Annotated in this window: 23 protein-coding genes; 12 read left to right on the top strand and 11 right to left on the bottom strand. The window is 44.9% G+C overall.

Going from position 1 to position 26272, the window contains the following annotated elements; translation table 11 throughout:
- Window positions 1–43 precede the first annotated feature (43 nt).
- Window positions 44–1429, top strand: coding sequence for a F0F1 ATP synthase subunit beta (gene atpD / locus ACED41_RS12475; protein ID WP_017060843.1), 1386 nt, complete (start codon window positions 44–46; stop codon window positions 1427–1429).
- A 14-nt stretch (window positions 1430–1443) separates the two neighbouring features.
- Window positions 1444–1887 (top strand): F0F1 ATP synthase subunit epsilon, encoded by a 444-nt coding sequence (locus ACED41_RS12470; RefSeq protein WP_017060844.1) that lies wholly within the window; start codon window positions 1444–1446, stop codon window positions 1885–1887.
- 158 nt (window positions 1888–2045) lie between these two features.
- On the opposite strand, the gene ACED41_RS12465 is transcribed toward ACED41_RS12470, so the two are convergent.
- Complete coding sequence (locus tag ACED41_RS12465) at window positions 2046–3008, bottom strand: nitrilase family protein (protein ID WP_371725068.1); 963 nt, start codon at window positions 3006–3008, stop codon at window positions 2046–2048.
- 106 nt (window positions 3009–3114) lie between these two features.
- On the opposite strand from ACED41_RS12465, the gene ACED41_RS12460 reads away from it, so the two are divergent.
- On the top strand, window positions 3115–4002 hold the full coding sequence (locus tag ACED41_RS12460) for a LysR family transcriptional regulator (RefSeq protein WP_371725067.1): 888 nt from the start codon (window positions 3115–3117) through the stop codon (window positions 4000–4002).
- Window positions 4003–4115: 113 nt separating this feature from the next.
- On the opposite strand, the gene ACED41_RS12455 is transcribed toward ACED41_RS12460, so the two are convergent.
- Genes ACED41_RS12455 through hisD form a run of 4 tightly spaced genes read right to left on the bottom strand, consistent with a single transcriptional unit; the run spans window position 4116 to window position 7879 of the window.
- Window positions 4116–4829, bottom strand: coding sequence for an alpha/beta fold hydrolase (locus ACED41_RS12455; protein WP_371725084.1), 714 nt, complete (start codon window positions 4827–4829; stop codon window positions 4116–4118).
- Between the two features lie 2 nt (window positions 4830–4831).
- Window positions 4832–5836, bottom strand: a complete 1005-nt coding sequence (locus tag ACED41_RS12450) for a cupin domain-containing protein (RefSeq protein ID WP_371725066.1) — start codon at window positions 5834–5836, stop codon at window positions 4832–4834.
- Between the two features lie 17 nt (window positions 5837–5853).
- The gene (locus tag ACED41_RS12445) at window positions 5854–6585 is read right to left on the bottom strand and encodes an SDR family NAD(P)-dependent oxidoreductase (protein ID WP_371725065.1); all 732 of its coding nucleotides are present in this window, start codon (window positions 6583–6585) and stop codon (window positions 5854–5856) included.
- A 1-nt stretch (window position 6586) separates the two neighbouring features.
- Window positions 6587–7879 carry a histidinol dehydrogenase gene (gene hisD, locus ACED41_RS12440; RefSeq protein ID WP_268664687.1) on the bottom strand — a complete coding sequence of 431 codons (1293 nt, stop codon included), beginning with the start codon at window positions 7877–7879 and terminating at the stop codon, window positions 6587–6589.
- Window positions 7880–8219: 340 nt separating this feature from the next.
- Here hisD and ACED41_RS12435 point away from each other — a divergent pair, with 340 nt between their 5' ends.
- The 8 genes from ACED41_RS12435 to ACED41_RS12400 all read left to right on the top strand — a co-directional run bounded on the left by ACED41_RS12435 (window position 8220) and on the right by ACED41_RS12400 (window position 17626).
- A complete protein-coding gene (locus ACED41_RS12435) occupies window positions 8220–8969 on the top strand; it encodes an HpcH/HpaI aldolase/citrate lyase family protein (RefSeq protein ID WP_371725064.1) in 750 nt (249 codons plus the stop codon).
- Window positions 8970–9121: 152 nt separating this feature from the next.
- Window positions 9122–10087, top strand: a complete 966-nt coding sequence (locus tag ACED41_RS12430) for a LacI family DNA-binding transcriptional regulator (protein ID WP_371725063.1) — start codon at window positions 9122–9124, stop codon at window positions 10085–10087.
- A 312-nt stretch (window positions 10088–10399) separates the two neighbouring features.
- Window positions 10400–11395: a TRAP transporter substrate-binding protein gene (locus ACED41_RS12425; protein ID WP_176679831.1), complete on the top strand. Its 996-nt coding sequence runs from the start codon at window positions 10400–10402 to the stop codon at window positions 11393–11395.
- 162 nt (window positions 11396–11557) lie between these two features.
- Window positions 11558–12121 (top strand): TRAP transporter small permease, encoded by a 564-nt coding sequence (locus ACED41_RS12420; protein WP_371725062.1) that lies wholly within the window; start codon window positions 11558–11560, stop codon window positions 12119–12121.
- Complete coding sequence (locus ACED41_RS12415) at window positions 12118–13398, top strand: TRAP transporter large permease (protein WP_371725061.1); 1281 nt, start codon at window positions 12118–12120, stop codon at window positions 13396–13398. Before ACED41_RS12420 ends, ACED41_RS12415 begins: the two co-directional genes overlap by 4 nt.
- A gap of 514 nt (window positions 13399–13912) precedes the next feature.
- Window positions 13913–14887 carry a nuclear transport factor 2 family protein gene (locus ACED41_RS12410; RefSeq protein ID WP_371725060.1) on the top strand — a complete coding sequence of 325 codons (975 nt, stop codon included), beginning with the start codon at window positions 13913–13915 and terminating at the stop codon, window positions 14885–14887.
- A gap of 17 nt (window positions 14888–14904) precedes the next feature.
- Window positions 14905–15900 (top strand): ester cyclase, encoded by a 996-nt coding sequence (locus ACED41_RS12405; RefSeq protein WP_371725059.1) that lies wholly within the window; start codon window positions 14905–14907, stop codon window positions 15898–15900.
- Window positions 15893–17626, top strand: a complete 1734-nt coding sequence (locus tag ACED41_RS12400) for a sodium/solute symporter (RefSeq protein WP_371725058.1) — start codon at window positions 15893–15895, stop codon at window positions 17624–17626. Before ACED41_RS12405 ends, ACED41_RS12400 begins: the two co-directional genes overlap by 8 nt.
- A 142-nt stretch (window positions 17627–17768) precedes the next feature.
- Here ACED41_RS12400 and ACED41_RS12395 read toward each other — a convergent pair whose 3' ends face one another.
- From ACED41_RS12395 to ACED41_RS12375, 5 genes are all read right to left on the bottom strand, one after another.
- A complete protein-coding gene (locus tag ACED41_RS12395; protein WP_017064730.1) occupies window positions 17769–18305 on the bottom strand; it encodes an RNA-binding S4 domain-containing protein in 537 nt (178 codons plus the stop codon).
- Between the two features lie 117 nt (window positions 18306–18422).
- The gene (gene yejF, locus ACED41_RS12390) at window positions 18423–20045 is read right to left on the bottom strand and encodes a microcin C ABC transporter ATP-binding protein YejF (RefSeq protein ID WP_371725057.1); all 1623 of its coding nucleotides are present in this window, start codon (window positions 20043–20045) and stop codon (window positions 18423–18425) included.
- Between the two features lie 9 nt (window positions 20046–20054).
- The gene (locus tag ACED41_RS12385; protein ID WP_017060847.1) at window positions 20055–21077 is read right to left on the bottom strand and encodes an ABC transporter permease; all 1023 of its coding nucleotides are present in this window, start codon (window positions 21075–21077) and stop codon (window positions 20055–20057) included.
- Window positions 21078–21108: 31 nt separating this feature from the next.
- The gene (locus tag ACED41_RS12380; protein WP_004730359.1) at window positions 21109–22197 is read right to left on the bottom strand and encodes a microcin C ABC transporter permease YejB; all 1089 of its coding nucleotides are present in this window, start codon (window positions 22195–22197) and stop codon (window positions 21109–21111) included.
- A gap of 12 nt (window positions 22198–22209) precedes the next feature.
- Window positions 22210–24105, bottom strand: a complete 1896-nt coding sequence (locus ACED41_RS12375; RefSeq protein WP_102332890.1) for an extracellular solute-binding protein — start codon at window positions 24103–24105, stop codon at window positions 22210–22212.
- Window positions 24106–24517: 412 nt separating this feature from the next.
- On the opposite strand from ACED41_RS12375, the gene ACED41_RS12370 reads away from it, so the two are divergent.
- Window positions 24518–25561, top strand: a complete 1044-nt coding sequence (locus tag ACED41_RS12370) for an endonuclease/exonuclease/phosphatase family protein (protein ID WP_102320980.1) — start codon at window positions 24518–24520, stop codon at window positions 25559–25561.
- A 115-nt stretch (window positions 25562–25676) separates the two neighbouring features.
- On the opposite strand, the gene ACED41_RS12365 is transcribed toward ACED41_RS12370, so the two are convergent.
- Entirely contained in the window at window positions 25677–26189 is a 513-nt protein-coding gene (locus ACED41_RS12365) for an outer membrane beta-barrel protein (protein ID WP_371725056.1), read from the bottom strand.
- Window positions 26190–26272 lie beyond the last annotated feature (83 nt).

Genomic DNA, 26272 nt, shown 5'->3' with positions numbered 1-26272 from the left:
GCTAGAAAAGACTGGGTCAAGAACAGAATTTGAGGATTTAAGAATGAGTGTTGGAAAAATAGTTAAAGTAATCGGCGCGGTGGTTGACGTCGAGTTCAGCGGCGGCAACAGCCCACGCGTTTATGATGCATTGAAAGTGACTAGCGACGAAGCAAGCTCGTTAGTATTGGAAGTACAACAACAACTGGGTAGCAATATCGTTCGTTGTATTGCAATGGGTACGTCAGATGGCTTACGTCGTGGCCTAACGGTTGAAAACACAGGCTCTCCAATCACGGTTCCTGTCGGCGAAGAAACGCTAGGCCGTATCATGAACGTGCTTGGTCAACCTATCGATGAGTGTGGTGAAATCGGTCAGAAAGAAAACTACGAGATTCACCGTGAAGCCCCTTCTTATGAAGAACAAGCAAACAGCACTGAGCTTCTAGAAACAGGCGTTAAGGTTATCGACCTTATCTGTCCATTCGCTAAGGGTGGTAAAATTGGTCTGTTCGGTGGTGCTGGTGTAGGTAAAACCGTCAACATGATGGAGCTTATCAACAACATCGCCAAAGCCCACTCAGGTCTTTCTGTGTTTACCGGTGTAGGTGAGCGTACTCGTGAAGGTAACGACTTCTACTACGAGATGAAAGAAGCAGGTGTACTAGACAAAGTAGCCATGGTTTACGGTCAAATGAACGAGCCACCGGGAAACCGTCTACGTGTAGCACTTACAGGCCTAACTATGGCTGAGCGCTTCCGTGATGAAGGTCGTGACGTACTGTTGTTCATTGATAACATTTACCGTTACACGCTTGCGGGAACAGAAGTATCAGCTCTGCTAGGTCGTATGCCTTCAGCAGTAGGTTACCAACCAACACTGGCTGAAGAGATGGGCGTACTTCAAGAGCGTATCACGTCAACAAAACAAGGCTCTATCACCTCTATCCAAGCAGTATACGTACCTGCGGATGACTTGACTGACCCATCGCCAGCAACAACCTTTGCTCACTTAGATGCGACCGTTGTACTGTCTCGTAACATCGCGGCACTGGGTCTATACCCTGCGATTGACCCGTTAGATTCAACGTCACGTCAGTTAGATCCGCTGATCGTAGGCCAAGAGCACTACGACATTGCACAAAAAGTACAAACAACGCTGCAACGCTACAAAGAGCTAAAAGACATCATCGCGATTCTTGGTATGGATGAGCTGTCTACTGAAGACAAACAGACCGTATCTCGCGCTCGTAAGATTGAACGTTTCTTAACGCAGCCTTACCACGTAGCCGAAGTGTTTACCGGTCAGAAAGGTGTCTTTGTACCGCTAAGCGAAACACTAAGAGGCTTTAAAGGTCTATTGAGCGGTGAATATGACGATATCCCAGAGCAAGCGTTCTTGTACTGTGGCTCTATCGACGAAGTGCTTAACAAAGCAAAATCACTCTAAGAGGCAGGTGCACCATGGCTATCGGAATTACAGATAATACATTTCAACTTAATATTGTAAGTGCGGAAGGTACGCTGTTTTCAGGTCCAGCGTACGCCCTAGCCGTTTCTGGCGCTGACGGTGAACTGGGGATCCGCCCCGGTCACTCCCCGCTTCTCAGTAAGATCAAACCGGGCGTAACCGTGTTTGTTACAGACCCTAAATCAGAAGGCCAAGTGCTGTATGTCTCTGGTGGGATGCTGGAAGTTCAGCCGGATGTGGTTACGTTATTAGCCGACACGGCCTTGCATGGTAAAGACATTGACCGCGCTCGCGCAGAAGAAGCGAAATATGCCGCTCTAGAGAACATCAACAAGGGCAACATAGACATTAACTTTGCACAAGCTCAGCTAGAACTAGCGAAAGCCGTTGCTCAGTTACGTGCATCAGAGCTAACTTCTTCTCACACAAGACACTGAGAATAGAACTTAGATGCTCGATACTTGATGTGTAAATAGTCTACCCACTTAAACATGATTTAAGTGGGTAGACTACATCAGAAACCCTCACTTCTCTTTCAACTTCCCCACCCTTTTAACCGCTACTAATACATCCTTTTTCACCTGAGCTTACAACATTACTTCTCTGCAAAGCGCGCTTGGTGTGGGTCCAATTCATGACCTAGCGACTGCGTCAGTGAATGGTACAGTTCAGGCTTACGACCACGAATCCAGCGCCTGCCAGTACACATATCCAACTCTTCGGCTTTTAGCTCTGCAATCACCATATCGTTATCAACGCTGTCCGTCTCGGTGATGATTTCACCATAAGGGCTCAAAATCATCGCATTACCGGTTCTCACTTCATCCATATCAACGCCGACACCATTACTGAACACCACAAACATACCGTTATCGTGCGCTCTTGCAGGCAACCAACGCATTAGCCATTCGCGCCCATTCTTACCCTGCATTTCAGCACGAATCGCTTCTGGGTTTTCATCTCGGTTAAACCATAAATCTGGGTCAATTCGCTTCATTGCATTCGGGCTACGTGACTGACAACCGCCCGTCTGGTGTGGCGCAATCAATATATCAGCGCCTTTCAATGCAGTAATTCGTACGTTCTCGACCAAGTTGTTATCCCAACAAATCAAGATACCGACTTTACAACCATGGGGCGTATCGAACACCGTGTATTGGTCGCCGCTGCTCATATGTGGGCTCACAAAGGTGTGCAGTTTACGGTGTTTCTGAACTTCTCCATTGGGCATCACGAACACATAAGTGTTGTATAACTCGCCATCCATACCCTGCTCTATCAAACCAGCCCCAACACTGATGCCAAACTGTGTTGCCAGTGCAATCAGATTTTGAGTCGATTCACCACTCGGCACAGGTTCCGCTAGCGCTTCTATCTCGTCTCGCGACAAAGCAGACACATGCCAGTAGCCAGTGATGCACATCTCTGGGAAACTGATGATCTCCACACCACTCTTCGCAGCTTGTTGAACGTATTGACCTATCACCGACAAGTTATACGCCTTATCGCCTGCATGATGGTTAAACTGAACCGACGCTACTTTGATGTCTCTTTTCATTATTCGTCCTCAAATTTCGCTTTATCTGATTTGGTATGAACTCAGTATAAAAAATCGATTCAATTCCATATAATGAAAGATATTCTTAGTTCAATGAGCATTCGGAATGGAATTTGATTTACTGAAGGCGTTTTGTCAGTTGGCTAAGTCGGGCAATTATCGTATGGCATCAGAGCAGCTCTACATTACTCAGTCGGCACTGACCAAAAAGATTCAACGACTGGAATCCAATATAGGAGCGAGTCTGTTTTCTCGCGGCAGGAACGGCGCAGAACTGACACACGCAGGTAAAACCTTACTACCCGAAGCCCAACGTTTGGTTCATTCAATGCAGGCGTTTGAGCAGCTTTCAGGCTCTGTGGTGAAAGGAACTCAGGGACATTTGAACATAGGCTTTGGCGTGTCCACTTATCATGAAGCGCCCAAGCTGATTGCGGCTTATAAACAGCAATACCCAGACGTTCATGTCACTTTAAATGACACACCGTCTAAGCAGCAGACCGACGAGCTATTGAGCCATGAACTCGATATCAGCTTCAATCGAATACCCGACTCCTCGGATTTAAAGAGCCTAACGCTTTTCAATGATTCGCTTGTGATTGCGGTTCACAAAGATATTCTCAAGCAAGCGCCAGGTAACGATCAGGTTCTCTTTGAGTTATCGAAATGGCCTTATCTAAAATTGGCTCAGCACCGTGGCCCCGGATTAGACAGACAGATTCAACAATATTGTCTTGCCAATAAAATCGACTTATCTAAGACACAAGAAGCCGATGATATCCTCACCCTGCTTGCCTTGGTTTCGGCCAATATCGGTTTCACCATCGTACCCAGCAGTGCGCAGTACATTAGTAACACCGATGTGGAATTCATTGCGTTAGAAGGTGAACACGCGACTTGGCCTGTCGGGTTAATCTGGAATGGAGAGAGTGACAACCCACTCAGGGATAGGTTTGTAGAGTTTGTGGCTGATCAGGTTGAAAGCGACTCATAAATCAACAACGGCTTTTCATGTTTAGGTGCAGAGGCAATAGCAATATAAAGCGCACTGCACTTTATATTGCATACTCGACATGAAAAGTGACTTCGCCAGCTCACTATTAAGAATCACAGCTGACTGGCTTCAAACCAGCTACGAATATGCTGCGCAACGATCTTAGGCTGTTCCATCGTCGCTAAATGACCACACTCCGGAATGACATGAAGTGATACCTGCTTGATATGTCTTGCCATTAACAGGTGATTATCAATTGGACATAACAGGTCATCTTTACCTGTAATGATCAACGTCGGAACCTGAATGTCCGCCAGTAATGGTCTAGCGTCAGGACGAGTCGCCAATGCCTGAGCGTGAGCCTCAAACCTTTCCATGCCGATGTTATTCGCCATTTGCGTGATTCTTTGAGTCAGTTCTTGGTTCGCTAACCGGTTCGGATGAATGAGCACTGGCATTAAGATGTCAGGGGTTATTGACTCAAACTCCCCTGCTTTTGCTTTATCGACTAAAGCATTTCTTTTCTCCGACACCTCTGGCTTTTCATCTGCGGAATTGGTGTCCATTAAGATTAAGCCTTTCACGCGTTGTGGCGCCTGTCGAAAGACTTCAAACGCAAGAATACCGCCCATAGATAGACCGCCAAGCACGAAACTTTCCGGGGCGTTCTCTAGCACTTTACTCGCCAAGGCTTGCATGGATGTGTCGGTTCCCAAGTCACAAGTAAAAGGAGCCACCCAATCGGGCAGCTCTTTATTGACGTCTTGAAACAACGCTTCATCACATAACAAACCAGGTAACCATAACAGTGGTAATTCTGGTTTCATCATTAGTTGCCTTGCAGTGTTTGTGGTTGGTCAGAACCCAATACCACGTAAGTGAAGCTTGTGCCTCTTAGGTTCTCTAGGCTGTACGATGCACCTGCTGGTACACTAAATACGTCGCCAGTCGTCAACACCAGTTGAGCTTGCTCGCCATCTTTCACCAGGTTAAGCAAAGTATCGCCTTCAAAGTTAATCAACACCTGCTTTTCGTCACGTTGGTGAACAGGAATACTCGCCCCTTCCGTTAACTCGTAAGCCAAGATACTCACGTCATCAACGCTTTTAACTTGGAAATCATAGCTCGCAGATGGGTGGCCTGTTAATGCAAACTGTTTAACACCAGGCTTGTCAAAGTCGCCCGAGATTTCTCGGTAATCCTTTTTTAAAGCAACGAAAGGCATCATCTGTTCAGCCGTATACGTATCGAACTTGCTCAGTTCTTCTTCCGATAATAGTGGCATCAGATCAGATTGATTTGGCACAACATCACCGTCAATCGTATCAACCAATGTGCCGTCAGCTTTTAGATATAAGCCGTAGCCCTGGCTATCAGTAATCACGCTTGGGTGCCAAACTACGCCACCACCCGAGTTATCACCACCTAACACAGAGTACATAAAGCCGTAATCACGCCCTACAACCTCAAAGCCACGGAACAGGTTAGTTGGAATCGAGATAACATCACCGTGCGACAATACCGCTTCGTGTTCACCTTCGTTGCCCCAGTAGAATCTAAACTGACCTTTGAAAACCACGAATAGCTCAGCAGTGTGATGAGAGTGCAAAGAGTTCTTGATGCCAGGTGGCTGACCCGCTGCACCAATGTTAAAGCCTGCTGTTTCACGGATATGAACATGTTGACGGCTGCTTTCAGCCACACCAGCACCGATGATACAGAAGTTGTCTTTTAAGTCGCTTCCCGGTGTACGTGCATCAATGAAAGCACTCGTGCCTGGGATAAGCTCCATGTAACGAACGAGATTGTTATTTATTGTATTTTGTAGGGTCATTCTAAATTCCTTCTTGCCTAACCTAGCGGTCTTCCACCATCGACTGCGATGGTGTTACCAGTTGAAAATGTCAGTAGCTCTGCAGCTGCATAAACGGCGTTGGCAACCTCTTCGTCACTCGCTAATCGTTTAAGCGGTGTTGACTGCTCTTGTGCATTGCGCCATTCATCATCTAACCCTTTAACAAATTCGGTATCCACTAAGCCAGGAGCAACAGCGAGTACTCGGATATCTGGAGATAAAGCGCGTCCTAATGAACGTGTCATGTTTTCAACCGCTGATTTACTCGCACAGTACGCCACGTTGCTACCCATAGCCGTTTGCGCTGCAATCGAGGTAATGTTTACTACGCAACCCTTAGCGCTGCGAAGTAAAGGTTCAAACGCGCGAACCATCGCAAATGGAGCGCGAACATTGACACGGAAAATCTTGTCTATCAGATCGTCGCTTAAGGACTCTAAATCGTTGTGCGCGACAAACTTCGTCATACCTGCACAGTTCACTAGCAAGTCTAATGAATCCGACGATTCTTTAACTTGCTCGGCCAAAGCGCCAATCGCAGAACTGTCTTCAACATTCAGTTGATACATGGCATGGCCTGAACCTTCCAAGCTGTCCAAGATCTGTTGAGCTGCAACCTCATTGCTGTTGTAGGTAAATACAACGCGATAGCCCGATTGCGCTAATTTGTGACATATGGCGGCACCGATGCCGCCACTGCCGCCTGTAACTAAGGCGAGTTTTGTCATGTTATGCCTCTACCGATTTTTCTTTGTAGCGACGAACGCGGATGTCTGCTTGCTCTTTGTGACCAGCGAAACCTTCTAGTGCACATAGACGTGAACAGTACTCACCGACTTTTAGTGAAGCCGCTTCAGTTACGCGCTGGTAAGTACATGTTTTAATGAATTTACCAACCCACAGACCGCCGGTGTAACGCGCTGCTTTGTTTGTTGGCAGAGTATGGTTAGTACCGATACATTTATCACCGTAAGAAACGTTCGTCTCACGACCTAAGAACAATGCGCCGTAATTCGTCATGTTATCTAGGAAGTACTTAGGATCTTTTGTCATTACTTGTACGTGTTCAGAAGCAATGTCATCTGCTACTTCAACCATTTCTTCGTAGCTATCACACACAATAACTTGACCGTAGTTTTCCCAAGCCTTACCTGCCACTTCAGCAGTAGGAAGAATCGTTAGCTGACGCTCAATCTCTTTTACTGTCTCTTCTGCAAAAGTTTCGCTATTGGTTAGCAGTACCGCTGGAGAGTTGTAACCGTGCTCAGCTTGACCAAGTAAGTCCGCCGCTGCTAATTCAGGGTCACATCCCTCTTCGTCTGCAATCACAAGCGTCTCTGTTGGGCCAGCGAATAAGTCGATACCAACACGACCAAACAGCTGACGTTTTGCCTCTGCAACAAATGCGTTACCAGGGCCAACGATCATATCTACTGGAGCAATCGTTTCTGTACCAAGAGCCATCGCACCTACCGCTTGTACGCCACCAAAACAGTAAATCTCATCCGCACCAGCCATCGCCATTGCCGCAACAATTGCCACATTTGGTTGACCATTAAAAGGAGGAGCACAAGCAATCACACGCTTCACACCAGCCACTTTCGCAGTAAGAACACTCATGTGCGCTGATGCAACCAATGGGTACTTACCACCTGGGATATAACAACCAACACTGTTTACTGGCACGTTTTTGTGGCCCAGTACAACACCCGGCATGGTCTCTACTTCTACATCATGCATTGAGTCACGTTGGATCTGAGCGAAGTTACGAACCTGTGTTTGTGCAAATTCAATATCGTGCTTGGTTGATTCGTCCAATGCGTCCACACATGCCTGAATTTGCTCATCTGTTAAGCGAAACTGCTCCGGAGACCAGTTATCAAATTTTTCTGAAAGCTCACGAACTGCACTGTCACCTTTCTTTTCAATGTCAGAAAGAATGTTCTCTACCGTTTGGCGCACTTGCGCGTTGTTTGATGCTGATGCTTCTTCAGTGATGCCGTGTTTTAGAATGCGAGCCATGCGTAATTCTCCTTGTGGCGTATGCCTAGTGTTTGCTGATTATTGGTTTTAACAGAGTTTATTCTGTGTTTTGTATAATTTTGGATACGAATGCAAAACAAACATAAACATTTTTTTAACACTTGGCAAATTCATTTCTCAACTTAGAAAATCAATCTCAAGTTATTGTTTCAAATGACAAAATCTTTTATCAACGGTTAGTTACGATGCCAATCGGATTAAAACACAGTCAATTTATGTTGCATTGATCACATTGTTTTTACTCTTTTTTACAACAACACATGTTAAGTTTTGCATACCTTTGCAAAAGCGAACGAAAAGTAATGGAGAATAAAAAGTAATGGATAACTTTAAGAACACACTAAGCAACACCGAGCTACTTGGGACTTTTGTTAAAACCCCTCACCCACACATCATTGAAGTGCTGGCGTTGGCAGAACTCCCTTTCATTGTGCTAGACGCGGAACACGCCCCTTTTGATAGATCGACACTGGATAGCTGTATTCTTGCTGCGCGTGCTAATCAGCTCCCTTGCGTAGTTCGAGTTCAAGATAGCCAGCCATCGACCATATTGAATGCGTTAGATTGCGGTGCGACAGGAATCCAGATCCCTCACGTATGCAGCGCCGAGCAAGCAGAAAAACTAGTGAAGATGTCCCATTATGGTGAAGGTGGTCGAGGCTATGCAGGCTCAAGCCGCGCAGCAAAATACACAACCAAACCAATGGCAAGTCACTTGAAAGACAGCAAAAGCGACACAGTCGTAATTGCGCAAATTGAAGATCCAGAAGGTGTGGTAAATGCTGAATCAATCGCAAAAGTGGAAGGCGTTGATGCCCTGTTCATTGGGCAAGTAGACTTAGCCGTGTCTTACGGTGCTGAAAATATGAATGATGAATGCGTGCGAGAAGCGAGTATCAAAATAATCAAAGCAGCTCAACAGGTTAACAAGCCCGTTGGTATGTTTGTCGCAAATGCTCAAGCGGCTCGTCACTGGAAAGAGCTCGGCGTTAACTTCTTTTGCGTCGGTTCTGAACACAAAATGATCATTGATGGCTTTCGAAATGAGCAAGCCGTCATGAATTCATAAATTTTCTTTGTGATTTCAAATGTTACACGTATTGTAATTATCAAACCTTGCTCATTAGGGCCTGTTGACCTATTCAAGGTGGCGCTTGGATTTATCGCGATATAAGGAGATTCACCATAAAAGCGAAAGTTACCTCTATTGATGTTGCCAAAATGCTTGGCGTTTCTCAGTCTACTGTTTCTCGGGCATTCAGTCCGACAGCGAGCATTAGTGAGAAGAAGCGTAAAATGGTTATGGATGCCGCGACCAAGCTTGGCTACACGCCAAATGCGATCGCTCGCAGCCTTATTTCCAATCGTTCAGGGTTAGTGGCAATCGCACTTGATAGCGAATCAAACCCAATGTACGACTTGCAATCTCGTGCACTCGCGATGGAAATTCAAAAGCGCGGCGGTCAAGTTGTCCTTTGCCCTATCGACAAAGACGACTTGGATCTCGCCATTTCACGAGCAATTGAATATCAGGTTGATGGCTTGATCATCGCCACAAGCCGCCTGACCTCTCGTGCGTTTGCACAATGTGAAAAGTTTGGTGTTCACTTAAGCCTCATCAACCGCTATACCGAAGGTGTCAATGCGAACAGCGCTGGCCTAGACAACCAGCAAGCTGGCACGCAAGCAGCAGATTATTTACTTGATAAAGGCTACAAACAGCTGGCTTATGTAAGTGGTGATGCAGGCTCAATGACCAGTGACAAACGTTGGTTAGGCTTCTCTGAAACCGTAAAAACACGTGAAGCAGCTTCACCTATCTTCATCAATGCAAAATACAGTTTTGAGGCTGGATTAGAGGCAGCGAAAGAGCTGATGGAACACACATCAAAACCTGACGCCGTGTTCTGTGCTAATGATATCCTTGCCATGGGTGTCATGGATGGTCTTAGAAAGCTTGGCTGCCATATCCCGAGAGACTTTGCCGTCATGGGCGTGGATGATATCCCAATGGCCGCATGGCCGAGTTACGATCTTACGACTATTGCGCAACCAGTAGACAAGATAGTACAGAGTGCTGTGGGAGATTTGATGCAACGTATCAATGAGAATACCGATGCCAAAGGGACTTACCTATTGGAACCCGGAATTATAGTGGAACGAGGTAGTACATCACTAAGTTCATAAAAGGTTTAGCCAACTTAGTCCCACCGCCAACTTGTTAAATCCGCTGTTTTCCCATCAACAAAACGCCACTCAATTTAGAGTAGAAGCCCTAATATCATATTAGGGCTTCTTTCTGTGACCTCGCCTAAAATTTCGTCTATTCGAATTAACTTCTTTATCACTTTTATGGATTTGTTATTGACTTGTTAGTTGTGTGTTTATATTTTGGATTCGTATGCAAAATAAGGATATGAAGTGCGGAATAAAAACCCACTGACCAACATGACTCGAATGAATGCACATAAAAAGTCATGTGATGAAAAAGGAAGAACAATGAAACGCGCAATCTTTACCTCGATAACTGCCCTCGGCTTAACCCTATCTAGCATGAATACGTTTGCAAGCAATGTGATTCGTCTTGCTCACGATAGCCAAGAAACTTCACCCGTACATAAAGCGATGCTGCACTTTGAAAAAGAACTTGAAGCTCGCTCTAACGGCGAACTTGAAGTGGAGATCTACCCAGCTCGACAGCTCGGTGATGTTCGTGAAACCACAGAGCTTGTCCAGCAAGGCAACTTACAGATGACCTTTGGTGCATCGGTGTTGCTGTCACCTTACGTACCTGAGTTCAACGTACTTGATGTTTTCTACCTATTTGAAGATGAAGCACAAGCACACAAGGCATTGGACAGCGACAAAATCGGCAAACCACTTCTTACGTCAATGGAATCAAAAGGCTTTCATGGCTTAGGTTTCATGGAGGTTGGTTTTCGTAGTATCACCAACAACAAGCAACCTATCGAAAGTATTGAAGATCTTAATAGTTTAAAAATTCGTTCGGCGTCAAACCCAACACAAATCAGTGCTTGGAAATCAGTCGGCACAGCGCCTACACCACTCTCTTGGGGTGAGATCTTCACTTCGCTACAGCAAGGCTTAATCAACTCACAAGAAAGTGCGGTTTACTCCATCTATGCAGAGCGTTTTTACGAAGCTCAAGAGTATCTATCGCTAACCAACCATATTTACACTAACTACGTATTGTTCATGAATAAAGAGTTCTGGGACTCTCTACCGAGTGATCAGCAAACTCTAATCAATGAAGTAAGCCAAGAAACCATCGCAGTACAGCGTGATCTCGCGGCTAAACAGAACCAAGAAGTCATTAAAGAACTTGAAGCGAAAGGCATGACAGTAAACGTAGTGCCAACCGACGTTCGTGCTCAGATGAAAGAAAAGATGAATGCAGCGGTTTACCAAGAACTGCGCAGTAAAACCGGTGAAGCGCTATTCGACAGCGTGATTACAGAGATCGAACATCTGTAGTTCGTACCTTTGTCATCTATCACCTGTTACCGACAAACCGTTTTAACGATCTAACAATCGTTACCTCAGATCTCAGTGCACTCAATAAACGGTGTCCTAGGTCTGAGCTGTCGTGTATTCATTGGCATTCAATGCCCTTTTCAACACTCTTTGGAGTTACGTATGAAATGGTTTCGCCTGTTCGACCGATACTTCGAACCAACACTGATCGTACTTTCTATCTCGCTGATGACCGCCCTACTCTGTTTACAGATAGCATTGCGTCTATTCGATGCCTCAATCGCTTGGGCTGAAGAACTCGCCCGCTACCTTTTCGTTTGGGCGATGTACTTAAGCATCAGCTACTGTATTCGTGATGATCGACATATTCGCATTCGCCTATTCATAGACAAACTACCGGGTAATCTAACCCACTACAGTTTGATTCTTTCAGACCTTATCTACCTTGCCTTCAGCTGTACCGTTGCCTGGTTTGGTTTCAAAGTGATTGGTCGAAGCCTGAAACTGGGCCAAATCGCTCCAGCAATGGAAATCCCGATTGCCTGCCTATATGCGTCTGTACTTGTTTGTGCGGTATTAAGTTCTATACGTTTGGTAGTCAGCATCAACAAACGTATCTCAGTCATTGCTTATTCACCAAAGTCGGTTCGACTCACGCAACACCGTTACCGCCACTTGAAGGCAAAACACCGCACATCTAACCGTTTGTTGGAGCTAAGCTTATGACCTCTGCTTTGTTATTTGGCAGTTTCGGATTACTGCTTCTTATTGGCGTTCCCGTTGGCATTGCCCTCGCTGGCGCCAGCATGCTCGCTATATTGAGTTTGCCTTTCTTAAACGTTGAGTTTTTAGTACAGGGCTTGGTGACAGGCCTAGACTCTTTCCCACTATTGGCTGTTGTTCTCTTTACATTGGCCGGTAACCTAATGAGCCAAGGCGGTATATCAAAACGTCTTTTGCATGTTGCTGAAGTCTTCTTTGGACACTTCACTGGTGGCTTAGGGATTGTGGCGATCGTTGCGTGTATGTTCTTTGCCTCCATCTCAGGTACAGGTTCAGCAACCGTTGCGGCTATTGGCTTAACCATGATTCCATCTATGGTTAAAAAAGGTTACGACCGAAGCTTTGCCGGTGCACTGATCGCTTCTTCTGGCGGTATCGGGGTAATTATTCCACCGTCTGTTGTGATGATCGTATACGCCATTACTGCAGAAGTCTCTGTAACCAAAATGTTCATGGCGGGTATCGTACCTGGACTAGTAGTTGGCTTGGTACTTATCGGTTATTGCTTGATCGTATCTAAAATTCGCGGCTACAAAGGTAACGATAAGAAAGCAACATGGCCTGAGCGACTGGCAGCACTCAAAGAAGCAATTTGGGCAATGCTATTACCCGTAATCATTCTTGGTGGTATCTACTCTGGTATATTCACGCCAACTGAATCAGCCGCGATTGGTGTGTTATACGGCTTGTTTTTCGGCATGTTTGTTTACAAAGAGCTGGATTCCAAAAAGGTCGTGAAGATCATTTTAGAATCTTCGTTATTGGTAGGTGCAGTACTTGTGATTGTAGGCGCTTCAGTTACCTTTGGTCGAATCCTGACGCTTGAGCGTCTTCCAACTGAAATCGCACAGTTCATACTCTCTATCACGGAAAACAAACTGCTCATCTTGCTATGTATCACCGCACTGCTACTGATCGTCGGTACATTCATGGAGACATTAGCGGCCATTGTTATCTTAACTCCAATCCTGCTGCCTATCGTGACCGCATTAGGCATGGATCCAATCCACTTTGGTATCGTGATGATCGTGAACTTAGCCATCGGGTTTGTCACTCCCCCACTCGGCGCCAACTTATTTATGGCTAGCCAAGTAGGTAACGTGCCGATTGAATCCTTGTCTCGGGAGATTTTAGGCTGGATTGGTGCCATGCTCGTCGCTTTGATGATCATCACCTTTGTGCCAGCGATATCACTGTTCCTTCCAGAATTATTGTCTTAAGCGCACCCATCAACAAGGCCACTCAATATTCATCTTTGAGTGGCTTTTTCAATCCAACCATTCCCAAACTTATCGTTGCATGCGAATTCATTGTTAATCAAAAAAATCTAAACAAAAAAATTAACAACTCAAGTAAATATCCATCGCATAAGAATCATTACTCTAAATTTTCTCTCGTCATGACTTCGATATAACAAATCGTCACAGAGCATTCTCTGGTTTAATGCTCACCTCACCCAAATCAATATAATGCAAACAAATACAATTATTTAGATAGATACACACTACATTTAAACCGAATTATCTTGTTCATATACACTCGATAAATATGGAACCATTACTCAATTATCTTACTGAGAACCGTATTTTGAGAGTTGTTAAAAAACAGATCCAACCCACAATAAAGAAACATATGCAAAACACCTCATTGACACAGTGATAACAAAAGGCAATATTGGATACGTAACCAAAAACAATCCAATAACTAATTTTATGACGCATCAGGAGGTGATTAATGGCTATGGTTGGCTTTGATTCTAAATGGCAAGATTTTCCGGATTACATATTAGGTATCACGAAAGAAATTTGGGAAGATCGGGGTCTGAGTACCCTACATAACTATTACTCACCTGACATTATCGTCCGTACACCACTCTTCATCACCAAGGGAAACGAAAAGGTCATCAGCGCGACCATGGGCACACTAGCCGAGTTTCCGAACCGTACCTTATTGGGTGAAGACGTTATTTGGTCAGGGACTCCTGAGCAAGGCATGCTTTCATCACACCGAATCATTTCTACAGCTACTCATACTAATGATGGTGTATTTGGCAAAGCCACAAACAAAACACTTAAGTTTCGAATCATCGCTGACTGCCATGCCATCAATAACCAAATCAATGATGAGTGGATGATCCGAGACATCGCTGCGATTGCAAACCAACTGGGTATGACGTCAGAAGAGTACGCTCGTCAACAAATCGAAATAGAGGGTGGCGTTGAGCAATGCCCCTTCCCTTTCACTCCCCAAGTCGACATTCAAGGCCCTTACCTTGGTGTAGGAAATGACAATGAATACGGTCAGCGTTATGAAGACATACTGCGCCGTGTAATGAGCGCTGAGTTCTCAGTCATACCAAAAGAATACGACCGAGCTTGTATCGGTGAATACACAGGTGGACAAACTGCGCTTTCTCATAATGAAATCGACCAATTTTGGATGTCACTGCGCTCTTCATTTCCGAACGCGGAATTCAAGATTCATCACCGTATTGGTCGCAATGACGAAATGATGTCACCACGCGCTGCGATTCGCTGGTCGCTACAAGGCAAGCATGAAGGCTACGGCATGTTTGGAAAGCCTACAGGAAAAGACGTTCACATCATGGGAATCAGCCATGCAGAGTTTGGACCTTGGGGCCTACGCAGAGAATTTACTCTACTTGATGAAAGTGCTGTCTGGAAACAGATTCTCATCCAAATCGGTTAACTATATAAGGAAGTATTATGTTGAACAGCTTGATAGAAAATTTCTACAGAACTTATTTTAACGCTCACTCATCCGAACGGACTCAAGTAGCTCAAGAGATGCTAAATGCTGACGTTAAATGGTGTGTCGCTCATCCGATTAACGACGTCTCTGGTGTCGATGCGACTGAGCAAGCGTTTCTATTACCGCTAATAAACTCGCTATCTAATGTTGAACGACGCCCTTCAATCATTATGCAAGGTGAATACGAAGGCCGCACTTGGGTAAACTCTACCGGTTATTTTGTCGGCACATTTGCTCAGCCGTTATTTGGCATTCCAGCAACAGGAAAAACGCTCTACTTGCGCTACACCGAAATAGTTTGTATCCAAGAGGGTCAAATTGTCGAATCCTACCTAATCCCTGATTTTATTGATGCAATGAACCAAGCTGGCGTCAATCCGTTACGCAAGAGCCTAGGCCATGCTGGATTAGTCCCTGCTCCAGCAACTCAAGACGGAATACAGACCGTTAGCATCGCAGCGGAAGAGAGCGAGAAAAGTCAAAAGCTCGTGCTAGATATGTTGGCTTGCTTGGGTCGATTTGATGGTAAACGCCTTGATTCAATGGATCTAGAAAACTACTGGCATGACGATTTTATGTGGTACGGGCCTGCTGCAATTGGTACGACACGTGGAATCCAAGGTTTCCGAGACCACCATCAAGGGCCATTTGTATTTGCGTTCCCTGATCGAAGTGTCGATATCGAGCTCAATATTTTGTCCCAAAATGACTACGTATCCACAGGTGGTTGGCCACATATGCACGGTACACATACTGGCACCAGTGGCTGGTTAGGTTTAGCACCGACAGGCAAGTACATCGAGCTTCGCGTTATGGATATCTGGCGACGAGAAGGCGAACTACTCAAGGAGAACTGGGTCGCTATCGATATCGCACACATCTTAAAACAGCTTGGTTACGATCTGTTTGAGCAAATGGAAGAACAATTAAAAGGACGTGAGCATGTATGAGTTTGGAGCTTTAAACTGGACAATTCTCGGTACCTACATCGTCCTGACTTTAGTTATGGGTGCACTGGTTGGTAGACGCGTGACTTCCGCCAACCAATTTGCATTAGGCGATAGAAATATTCCATGGTGGGCCATCGGTATTTCTGTTGTGTGTACCTATGTTAGTGCGATGTCTTTCTTGGGTGGACCAGCTTGGTCTTACAAAGAAGGCTTGTCGGTGATCGCTATCCACCTAAACTACCCTTTGGTGATTTTCTTTATCGTTGCTGTGTTTATGCCATTTTTCTACAACAACGGTCTCACTTCAATTTATGAATATCAAGAACGACGCTTTGGTAAAGCCTCGCGTATCACTCTGTCTTTGATTTTCTTGATTAAACAAGCGATAAGCTCAGCAGCAGTCTTATATGCGACCTCATTAATCCTCGAGTTCATTACCGGTATCGACGTTACGTACTGCATCGTCATTGTCACTGTTATCGCGCTAATCTATACCGTCATGGGAGGAATTGCCGCCGTTATTTGGACAGATGTCATTCAAGCTGTCATTCTGTTTCTTGGGGCATTCATCATCATCGAAGCCGTTTGGAATGGCATGCCACAACCAATGACTGAAGTGATGCAAGATCTGAAGTCACAAGGCATGACCAATGCACTACAAACTAATTTAGATTTGAGCCAAGTTACCACCGTATGGGCTGGCGTTATCGCCATGACAATGTTCCACACTACGGTGTATGGCGGTAACCAAATGATGGTTCAACGCTGCATGGCGGCGAAAAGCATGGGTGATGCGAAAAAAGCGATGCTAATGATGGGTTACGTTGCGTTCTTCATCTACTTCGTATTCATTCTATTAGGCGTGTTATTTAACGCTTACTACGATGGTAAAGAGTTTGAGAATGGCAACACCATTATCCTGCACTATGCCAGCGAATATGGTATGCCGGGGCTGATGGGAATCATCGCCGCAGCTATTCTTGCAGCAAGTATGTCGAGCCTAGACTCCGCTTTTAACTCTATGGCTACCGTCTCTGTTACTGACTTCTATAAACGCTTTTACAAGAAAAACGAGTCAGAGGAACATTACCTCAAAGTATCGCGTTTCTTTACGGTTATGTGGGCGCTATGTATCATCATCCCAGCCTTCATGTTTGCAACCAGTACAGGCTCAGTTTTAGAAATATTAAGTAAAGCGGGTTCCTATTTTGTAGGTGCAAACTTCTGTATGTTCGTGCTTGGTTTCTACTCCAAACATATTACAGAAAAGGGACTATTAATTGGTGTCGCAGCAAGCTTCTTGGCGATTTGGTATGTTGCGGTTGCGACTGATATTGCTTGGCCTTGGTACTGTGTCATCGGTGTTTTCGTCAATGCGATTGTCGCCTACGCTGCAAGCTTGCTGCTAACTGGCAAACAAACAGAAATGCACCTTTATACAGTCAAAGGTCAGCAAGCAGAATATGCACGCTTGAATAAACCGATCAAAGAAGATGGTTGGTATGTTGTCCCGGGTAAAGTCGATGCACCTTGTTGGGGACTACTCGTCATGTTTGTATTCTCGCTCGTTCTACTTTGGGGAATTAACGAGTTCATTGAGAACGCACCAATGTTGATTAACTTTATTCGAGTCTGCTCGGTTATTGTTGCGGCAAGTATCATTGGTTATATGATTTACTCATTCAAGCGATCTAAGACGTCAAATGAAGTAGAACAAGCCAGCTAGAGTTATCCTCAAATTAAACTGGCTACAACAAAAAAGGCTCACTAAATAGTGAGCCTTTTGATATTTTCTTAACGTAAACCTAAGTCTAAGGTTGCTTGCGTTTTGAAAGAATAGCTTTAGATCAGTAGGTTAGAGCTATAACTTAGAAGAACTCAATCGAATTACGGCCGCTTTTGTCATCACGTGTTGGCTTTGGCGTATCCGCTTTCTTTTTCGGTTTCTTCTCTTTTTTCTCTTTCTTTGGTTCAGCCTTTGCGCTTAGCATTTCTGCTTTGCTTTTCTTAGATTCCTTCTTCTTAGAATCCTTTTTAGACTGACCTTTCTTCGCCTTGTTCTCTTTTTTAGGCGTTTCTTTCTTTTTCGGCTTTTCTGATTCTTCTTGTACTGGCTGATCACACACCACTACATAGTATTCTTGGTTGAATTCAAAGAAATCGCCATCGTACATTTTACGACGCTTACGGGTTTCTAGCTCACCATTTACCGCTACGTAGCCTTCAGAGATGATGTGCTTAGCTTCACCGCCACCACTCACTAGGTTAGCAATTTTAAACACTTTGTAGAGCTCGATTGGCTGTGATGAAACATCAATACCAATTGCTTCAATTTCAATCTCTTCGCCTTCTTCGCCCAGCTCTTGGCCTTCGTAATCAGCGTCTTCGTAATGTTCTTGGTCCATGGTGACCTCTACCTAAATATGTACTTCTGAAATATTGGGCGCAGTGTAATCTTAAAACAACGAAATGACCATGTTGAATTCAACCAGAGCCCATTTGTTTTAAACAAACCCTCTGCGTTATAAAACACCACCAACATTCGAAAGACTCACCAACTGCTTAGTATATTCATGCTGCGGATTACCAAACAAAGTCTCAGTGTCGCCCTTCTCTATTACCTCGCCAGCTTTCATGACGATGGTGTAATGACACAAGGATTTCACGACATTCAGATCATGACTGATAAACAAATAGGTCAGGCCATACTTTTCTTGAAGTGACTTCAGCAAATCCAATACTTGAGCTTGAACGGTTCTGTCCAATGACGATGTTGGTTCATCGAGCAGGATAAACTCTGGCTTTAAAATCAAAGCACGAGCAATCGCAATACGCTGCCTTTGGCCTCCAGAAAACTCATTCGGGTAACGATGGCGAGTCTCAGGATCGAGGTCGACCTCTTTCATGACGTCACAGATGCGTTGATCGAGTTCAGTGTCGTCCAATTGTTGATGAACCAATAGACCTTCACCAATCACCTGAGCGACCGACATTCTCGGGTTTAGCGCAGAAAACGGGTCTTGAAAGACTACTTGCATACGGCTTCTAAACGGAAGCATCTGTTTTCGATCTAAACCTTGAAGCTGTTCACTCGAGTAGGTGATTGACCCTTCACTATCTACCAGCTTAAGTATCGCCATACCGGTCGTCGATTTACCAGAACCACTTTCGCCAACCAAACCGATTGAGTGCCCTTTCTTCAAAGTGAACTCCATGTCGGTCACAGCTTTAACATGATAAATGGTGCGCTTGAATAAACCGCCCGTGATCGGGAACCAAACACGAAGTTGATTAACAACGAGCAGAGGTTCACTTTCCGGAGAAACTGGAACGGGCAAACCTTTCGGGTCAGAGTTGATAAGCTTTTGCGTATAAGGGTGAGCTGGTGCATTAAAGAGTGTTTGGCAGTCATTGCTTTCAACCAAGCGACCATCTTTCATTACCGCCACTCTGTCGGCAATTTTACGAACGATACTCAAATCATGTGTGATAAAGAGCATCGCCATACCCAGCTCTTGTTGCAGATCTTTTAACAGGTCGAGAATCTGCGCTTGTACTGATACATCCAAAGCCGTAGTAGGCTCATCAGCAATAAGCAGCTCTGGTTCATTGATCAGTGCCATCGCGATCATCACGCGCTGGCGTTCTCCACCAGATAGCTCGTGCGGATAGGCTGAAATCTTTTGCTCAGGATAGCGAATGCCAACCTTTGAAAGCCACTCTATCGCCAAGGCTTGTGCTTTGTTGGTTCGCATACCACGATGAATTGCTAAGGTTTCAACAAGCTGTTTTCCAATTCGATGAAGCGGATTTAGGGAAACCATAGGCTCTTGGAAGATCATTCCAATACGACCACCACGAATCCCACGTAGCTGTCTTTCAGAACAACTCAGAATATCGGTGCCAGAGAAATTGATCTTACCGTTTAAGTAATGAGACGAGCCTTTTGGTAACAGCTTTAAAATCGAGTTAGCCGTGACCGATTTTCCGGAACCACTCTCACCCACCAGCGCTAATGTCTCACCTTTGTATATTTCTAAAGAGACATCTTGTGTCACTTGCTCTATCGAGTTTTTTCGCCCGAAACCGACAGACAGTTTATCTATGGTCAAAACCGGAGAAGCAGGCGTTGTATTTGAAGTCATAACCTATCCTTACTTCTGTTGATGCGGGTCGAAAGCATCACGCACCGCTTCACCAACGAAGACCAGTAACGTAAGCATCAGTGAAAGCACGACGAAGGCAGAAATGCCAAGCCAAGGCGCTTGTAAGTTAGCTTTACCTTGCGCCAACAACTCGCCTAACGAAGGCGAACCCGCAGGAAGACCAAAGCCCAAGAAGTCTAACGAAGTCAGTGTGGTCACCGAGCCTGAAAGAATAAACGGCATCATGGTTAACGATGCAACCATCGCGTTAGGTAACATGTGACGAAGCATAATACGTTTGTCATCAACACCCATGGCTTGCGCGGCTCGCACATAATCGAAGTTTCGGCAGCGTAAAAATTCCGCTCGCACGATGCCGACTAAACTCATCCAACTAAACAGCACCATAATCCCGAGCAACCACCAGAAATTCGGCTCAATAAAACTCGACAAAATAATCAGCAAGAACAGGGTCGGCATACCAGACCAGACTTCAATGAAGCGTTGTCCGAATAGATCAACCCAGCCACCGTAGTAGCCTTGTGTTGCGCCAACCACGACACCAATCACGCTCGATACAATGGTCAGAATAAAACCAAATAGAACGGAAATACGGAAGCCATAAATGATACGAGCTAACACATCTCGCCCTTTGTCATCTGTCCCTAACCAGTTCACCGAATCGGGCTCCGATGGCACCGCACCTGAAATATCGAAGTTTATTGTGTCGTAGCTAAACGGAATGATTGGCCACACGATGTAACCGTTGTCTTCAATGAGCTCGATAACATACGGGTCTTTGTAGTCGGCCTCGGTTTCAAACTCACCACCAAACTCCGTCTCGGCATATTCATTGATAACAGGCACAAACCACTGATTATCATAAGAAACCAAGAGTGGTTTATCATTGGCAATGATCTCAGCGAACAGGCTCAAGCCAAACAAGATGGTAAATATCCAAAGGGATATAAAACCACGCTTGTTTGCTTTAAAACGTAACCAACGAGCTTCAGCTAAAGGGTTGTTAAACATTTATTATCAATACCTTGTTATTCGTTCGCCATTAACGCGCTTCAAAATCAATTCGAGGATCAACCCAGGTATACGTCAGGTCGGAGATAATGCTCAGCACCAAGCCAAGCAAGGTCATGATATAGAGAGAGCTGAACACCACGGGATAGTCACGTTGAATGGTTGATTCAAAGCCAAGCAGACCAATTCCTTCGAGTGAAAACATCACTTCAATCAACATAGAACCCGTGAAGAAAATACTAATAAATGCGCTTGGGAAACCCGCAATAATGATCAACATCGCGTTACGGAAAACGTGCTTGTAGAGAATGCTGCTCTCATCCAAACCTTTCGCTCGCGCGGTCACTACATATTGCTTGTTGATTTCATCAAGGAAGGAGTTTTTGGTCAGCATGCTGAGTGTTGCAAAGCCACCGATAACCATCGCAAAAATAGGTAAAGCTAAGTGCCAGAAGTAGTCGCCAATTTGCTGATACCAGTTAAGCTGATCGAAGTTACTCGAGACCAACCCACGCAATGGGAACCAACTGAAATAGTTACCGCTTGCAAACAAGATAATCAGAATAATTGCAAACAAGAAGCCCGGGACCGCATAACCAACAATCACCACCGCGCTCGACCAAATATCAAAGCGAGAGCCGTGATGTATCGCCTTCATGATGCCTAAAGGTATCGAGATCACGTAGATGATTAAGGTACTCCACAATCCCAAGGAGATGGAGACGGGCAGTCGCTCGATGATCAAATCAATAACGTTGCCGCCCTTAAACAGGCTTTCACCGAAATTAAAGGTCGCGTAGTTTTTCAACATATCGAAGTAGCGAACGTGAATCGGTTTATCAAACCCAAACTGCTTTTTGATCTCTTCAACCACTTCAGGATCAAGCCCGCGTGAGCCTTTATAGCCACTGGCAGACGCTTGATCACTTTCACTTAAATCAACTTCTTGTCCACCACCAGAAAAACGCTCCATAATGCCAGAGTTATGCCCTTCTAATTGAGCAACAGCTTGCTCTACCGGGCCTCCAGGCGCTATCTGGATGATGAAAAAGTTGATGGTGATGATCGCCCACAGCGTGGGGATCACCAACAATAAACGTCGAAATATATACGCGGCCATGCTAACTAACTCCTAGCGACGTTTTTCAGGAAGCAAAGCCGCCTTCTCTTCTGAAATCCACCATGTATCGATACCTAAATCGTATTTAGGCAATACATCTGGACGCTCAAACTTGTCCCACATTGCTACGCGATACTCGCCAACGTGCCATTGCGGGATGTTGTAGAAATTCCACTGCAATACTCGGTCTAGTGAACGACCTAGTGTAAGAAGCTTTTCAGGGTGCTGTTGGTTACGCGCAATTTCTTCTGTTAACGCGTCAACCACTGGATCGATAACACCTGCAGTGTTGTAAGTAGAATCAATGTAGTTAGAGTTCCAAACGATCATTAAGTTCGGGCTAGGATAAGGGTTTGCGGAAAATGACGACGAAACCATGTCGAAATCACGATCACGCAAGCGCTTGATGTATTGAGTGGTATCGATGGTACGGATCTTCATCTCAATACCCATGCGCTTAAGGTTCTTTTGAACCGGCGTTGCGATACGTTCCGTGGTTGGGCTGTAAATCAACAACTCAAATGACATCGGCTTGCCAGTCTTTTCGTTGGTCATGACTTTGTCTTTCAGCACCCAACCCGCTTCTTTCAATAGTTTGAAAGCCGTGCGCATTTGGCTACGAATACGACCGCTACCATCGGTGACGGGTGGTTGGAATTCTTCGGTGAAAACTCGCGGTGGAATCTGATCTTTGTATTGAGACAACAACTCGACTTCAGCTTCGCTTGGTAAGCCTTTCGCTTCGTAGTCGGTATTTTGGAAGTAGCTACGAGTACGCTTGTACTGACCATAGAACATGTTCTTGTTCATCCACTCAAAGTCCATCGCGTAGGTTAACGCTTCACGCACTTTAGGATCAGAGAACACAGGAGATTGGATATTAAAGACGAAACCTTGAGTCGTTTCAGGCTTCTCGTGGTTAATCTCTTCTTTAATGATGTAGCCTTTATCGAAGTTCGCGCCCGTATAAGAGTTGGCCCAGAACTTAGCCGAGTTCTCGGTTCGAAGATCGAACTCCCCAGCTTTAAAGGCTTCCAACATTACCGTGTCGTCACGGTAGTAATCGTATTGCACTTGCTTGAAGTTATTACGACCAACGTTAACCGGTAGGTCAGCTGCCCAGTAGTTTTCATCTAGACCATAGGTAACACTTTGGCCTGATTTATAACTGATGATCTTATAAGGACCACTACCGACTGGTGGCTCGCTTAGAGGTTCAGACAGCTTTCTGTCTTTCCAGAAATGTTTCGGTAATACACGAGTGCTTTGCGCAAAGCTGAACAGTTTTTCGCGGTTTGGAATGTTCATTTCAATACGAACAACCAAATCAGAGACCGCTTTTACTGACTTAATATCTTTGTAATACACACGATACTGAGGCACGCCCTCGGTTGAGAACTTGTCAAAAGTAAAGGCAACATCATGCGCAGTGATAGGCTCGCCATCTTGGAATTTAGCATTTGGGTTGATGTCGATTTCCATCCAAGTGAAATCACTGGAGTAGCGAACCTTTGAAGCGATCAATGGATAGTACGCATCAATCTCGTCACTCGGAGAAAACATCAAGGTATCGTAAATCTCTCCGGTATAACTTGCAGCAACGCCGCGGGAACCGAATCGATTAAAGCTATCGTACGTACCTATGCTGCCATAGGTCACTTTGCCCTGCTTTGGCGCATCAGGATTAACGTAATCGAAGTGAGTGAAATCGGCTGGATATTTTGCTTCACCAAAACCAACCAGTTGTGTGGTTTCAATAACGGTGACAGCAGGAGTTGATTGGGTTTCAGAAGCGTAAGTAACGGAGGGTTGTAAAGCAATAAGCGGCAACATGATTGCACATGACTTCAAATTAAACCTGAAAAACTGAGTGCGTTGCGAAGCTTTGCGTCGAAAAACTGTTCCCATTTGACTCTCCCTTCAAATGTCATGACTTCTATATTCAAGTTGATTTATCGGCTTTGAATGCATGCCGTTAAATCAAGTATAGGTTCAAATCTAACATCATGTAATAACTAATAAAACCATCAGCACTCTATCTCTGACGGTTTATTTACAAATTACTCGTCACCACTCGAAGTTATTGGATGCAGTGAGCTTTGATTGCTTTGGTTCCTTTGATTGAGTTGATTAGCTTGGTGGCGTTGGAAAGCACGGGGGAAGGCAGAAGCACTAAGATTGATCTAGCCTGAATGACACAAGCCTCAACGGCTAAGATTCCTTTGGTTGGCTTCTAAAGTGAAATTTAGGCTCTAAATAATCAACAAACTATACTTTTACTGGAGTATCCTTGCAGCCTAGGTCTAAATGGAATGACACTTTGAACAAACCAAACCAAATAACATTCGCAACGTTCAACCTTCTGAACTATCTCGAGCCACCGAATGCTTATTATGATTTTGAGAACATCTACAGCTTCGAAGAATGGCAGAAGAAGCAACATTGGATGGCTGAAGCGATTCGTTCATTAGATTGCGATGTGATTGGCTTCCAAGAGATATTTAGCCCGCAGTCTTTAGAGCAATTGATGAACGACCTAGGTTATCCATACTTTGCAGTGGTCGATAGCGCACACGTTGAAGATGATTACCTATACACCTCACCTGTCGTTGGTATTGCTTCCCGTTACCCTATTGAAAACGTTCAGCCTGTTACGCCAGATTCGACGTTACTGACAGCATTCAACCTTGGCGACAAATTCTCATTCAACAGAACACCTGTTCACGCGACGATTACGTTACCCCATTTAGGTTCAACTGACTGTTATGTGGTGCACTTCAAATCACAACGTCCGACAGAACCAAAAGCAGAATCTGTCGATACGAACAACGCTCAGCAAGGTGCAAAACCACAAAGTGACACGCTCACTCGTTTTCACCAAGAACGGCTTGGCTCTTGGCTATCCAGTGCCCAACGCGGCCTAGAAGCTCAGATGCTGCATCAATACATCACCAACCAACGCTACCAAACCGATCAACCTGTTGTGTTGATGGGTGATTTTAATAAGCCTCTATTTAATGATGAGTTTAAAGGGCTGTTGAGTTACTCAATCAACCGAGACGAAAACAGCAAGCATTGGCTATCCCACTTTCGATTAAAAGACAGCTGGGATCTTTACCATCAGCTACATGAAGAAGATTTGCTTGAACAGCGTAAGCCAACCCATTACTACGGCGCATCTGGGTCTGTACTGGACTACATTTTGATGTCGAACGAGTTTGATTGTCAGAACTCGTCTAGTTTGATGGAGATCTCTAGCTACACAGTGTTAGACCATCACCTCACCAATCCAAGCTTTGAACACGACCAATTCAGTACGGACCATGCCATCGTGTCTGTTACCGCTCATATTCGTGAAGCCTAGAGTTAAACATAAAAAAGCCGCAGTCAAAAACTGCGGCCTTCCACTTTAGCTAAACGGGTTGAGCTAACCGACGCCCCATTTAGAAACCGATTTACCGTTTAGCAAAATATGAAACTTAGAATGTGTACATTGCGCCTAAGTAGAAAGAATCCAGAGCAACAGTATCTTCTGTCTTGTGTCCGTTTTCGTAATCTTCGATATCAAAAGCATCGGCTTCGTACGCTAAGCGAAAGCTCAACGAAGACATTGTAGGTGGCGTATATCCAACACCAACACCCATACGGATGCCATCTCCCGAATCATCAAAACCATCTCCTGAAGGGCGAGAGCCATCAGCAAGCTTCATGTCTAGATCAATAGTCGACAGACCGATAGTGCCAAATGGACGAATGCCATTATCAAACGTGTAACCGAGGTTCGCCGTTACCGAAAAGATTTGAGGTGTCCAAGTGAAAACCTTATTACCAGATTTCGTTTTCAGGGCGATATCACCAAAATCTGTGTATTGAGCTTCAACCGAAACAATGCGGTTAAATTTGTAACCAGCAATTAATCGGTAAGTATTGTCTTCGGCTTTAAAAGTAATAGGCTCACTGATCGTGTCAGTTAACCCGCCCACTTCGACCATTAGCACACTTAAATAATTACCCGCTCCAACAGCAGGCCAATTTGCTCAATCTCCACAATTTAGAATAAGACGAACAGAAAACA

The sequence above is a fragment of the Vibrio sp. 1F255 genome (assembly GCF_041439145.1).
Lineage (GTDB): Bacteria > Pseudomonadota > Gammaproteobacteria > Enterobacterales > Vibrionaceae > Vibrio > Vibrio crassostreae_C.
The sequence above is the reverse complement of the archived record's forward strand: the minus strand, read 5'-3'. Positions and strand labels throughout refer to the sequence as shown.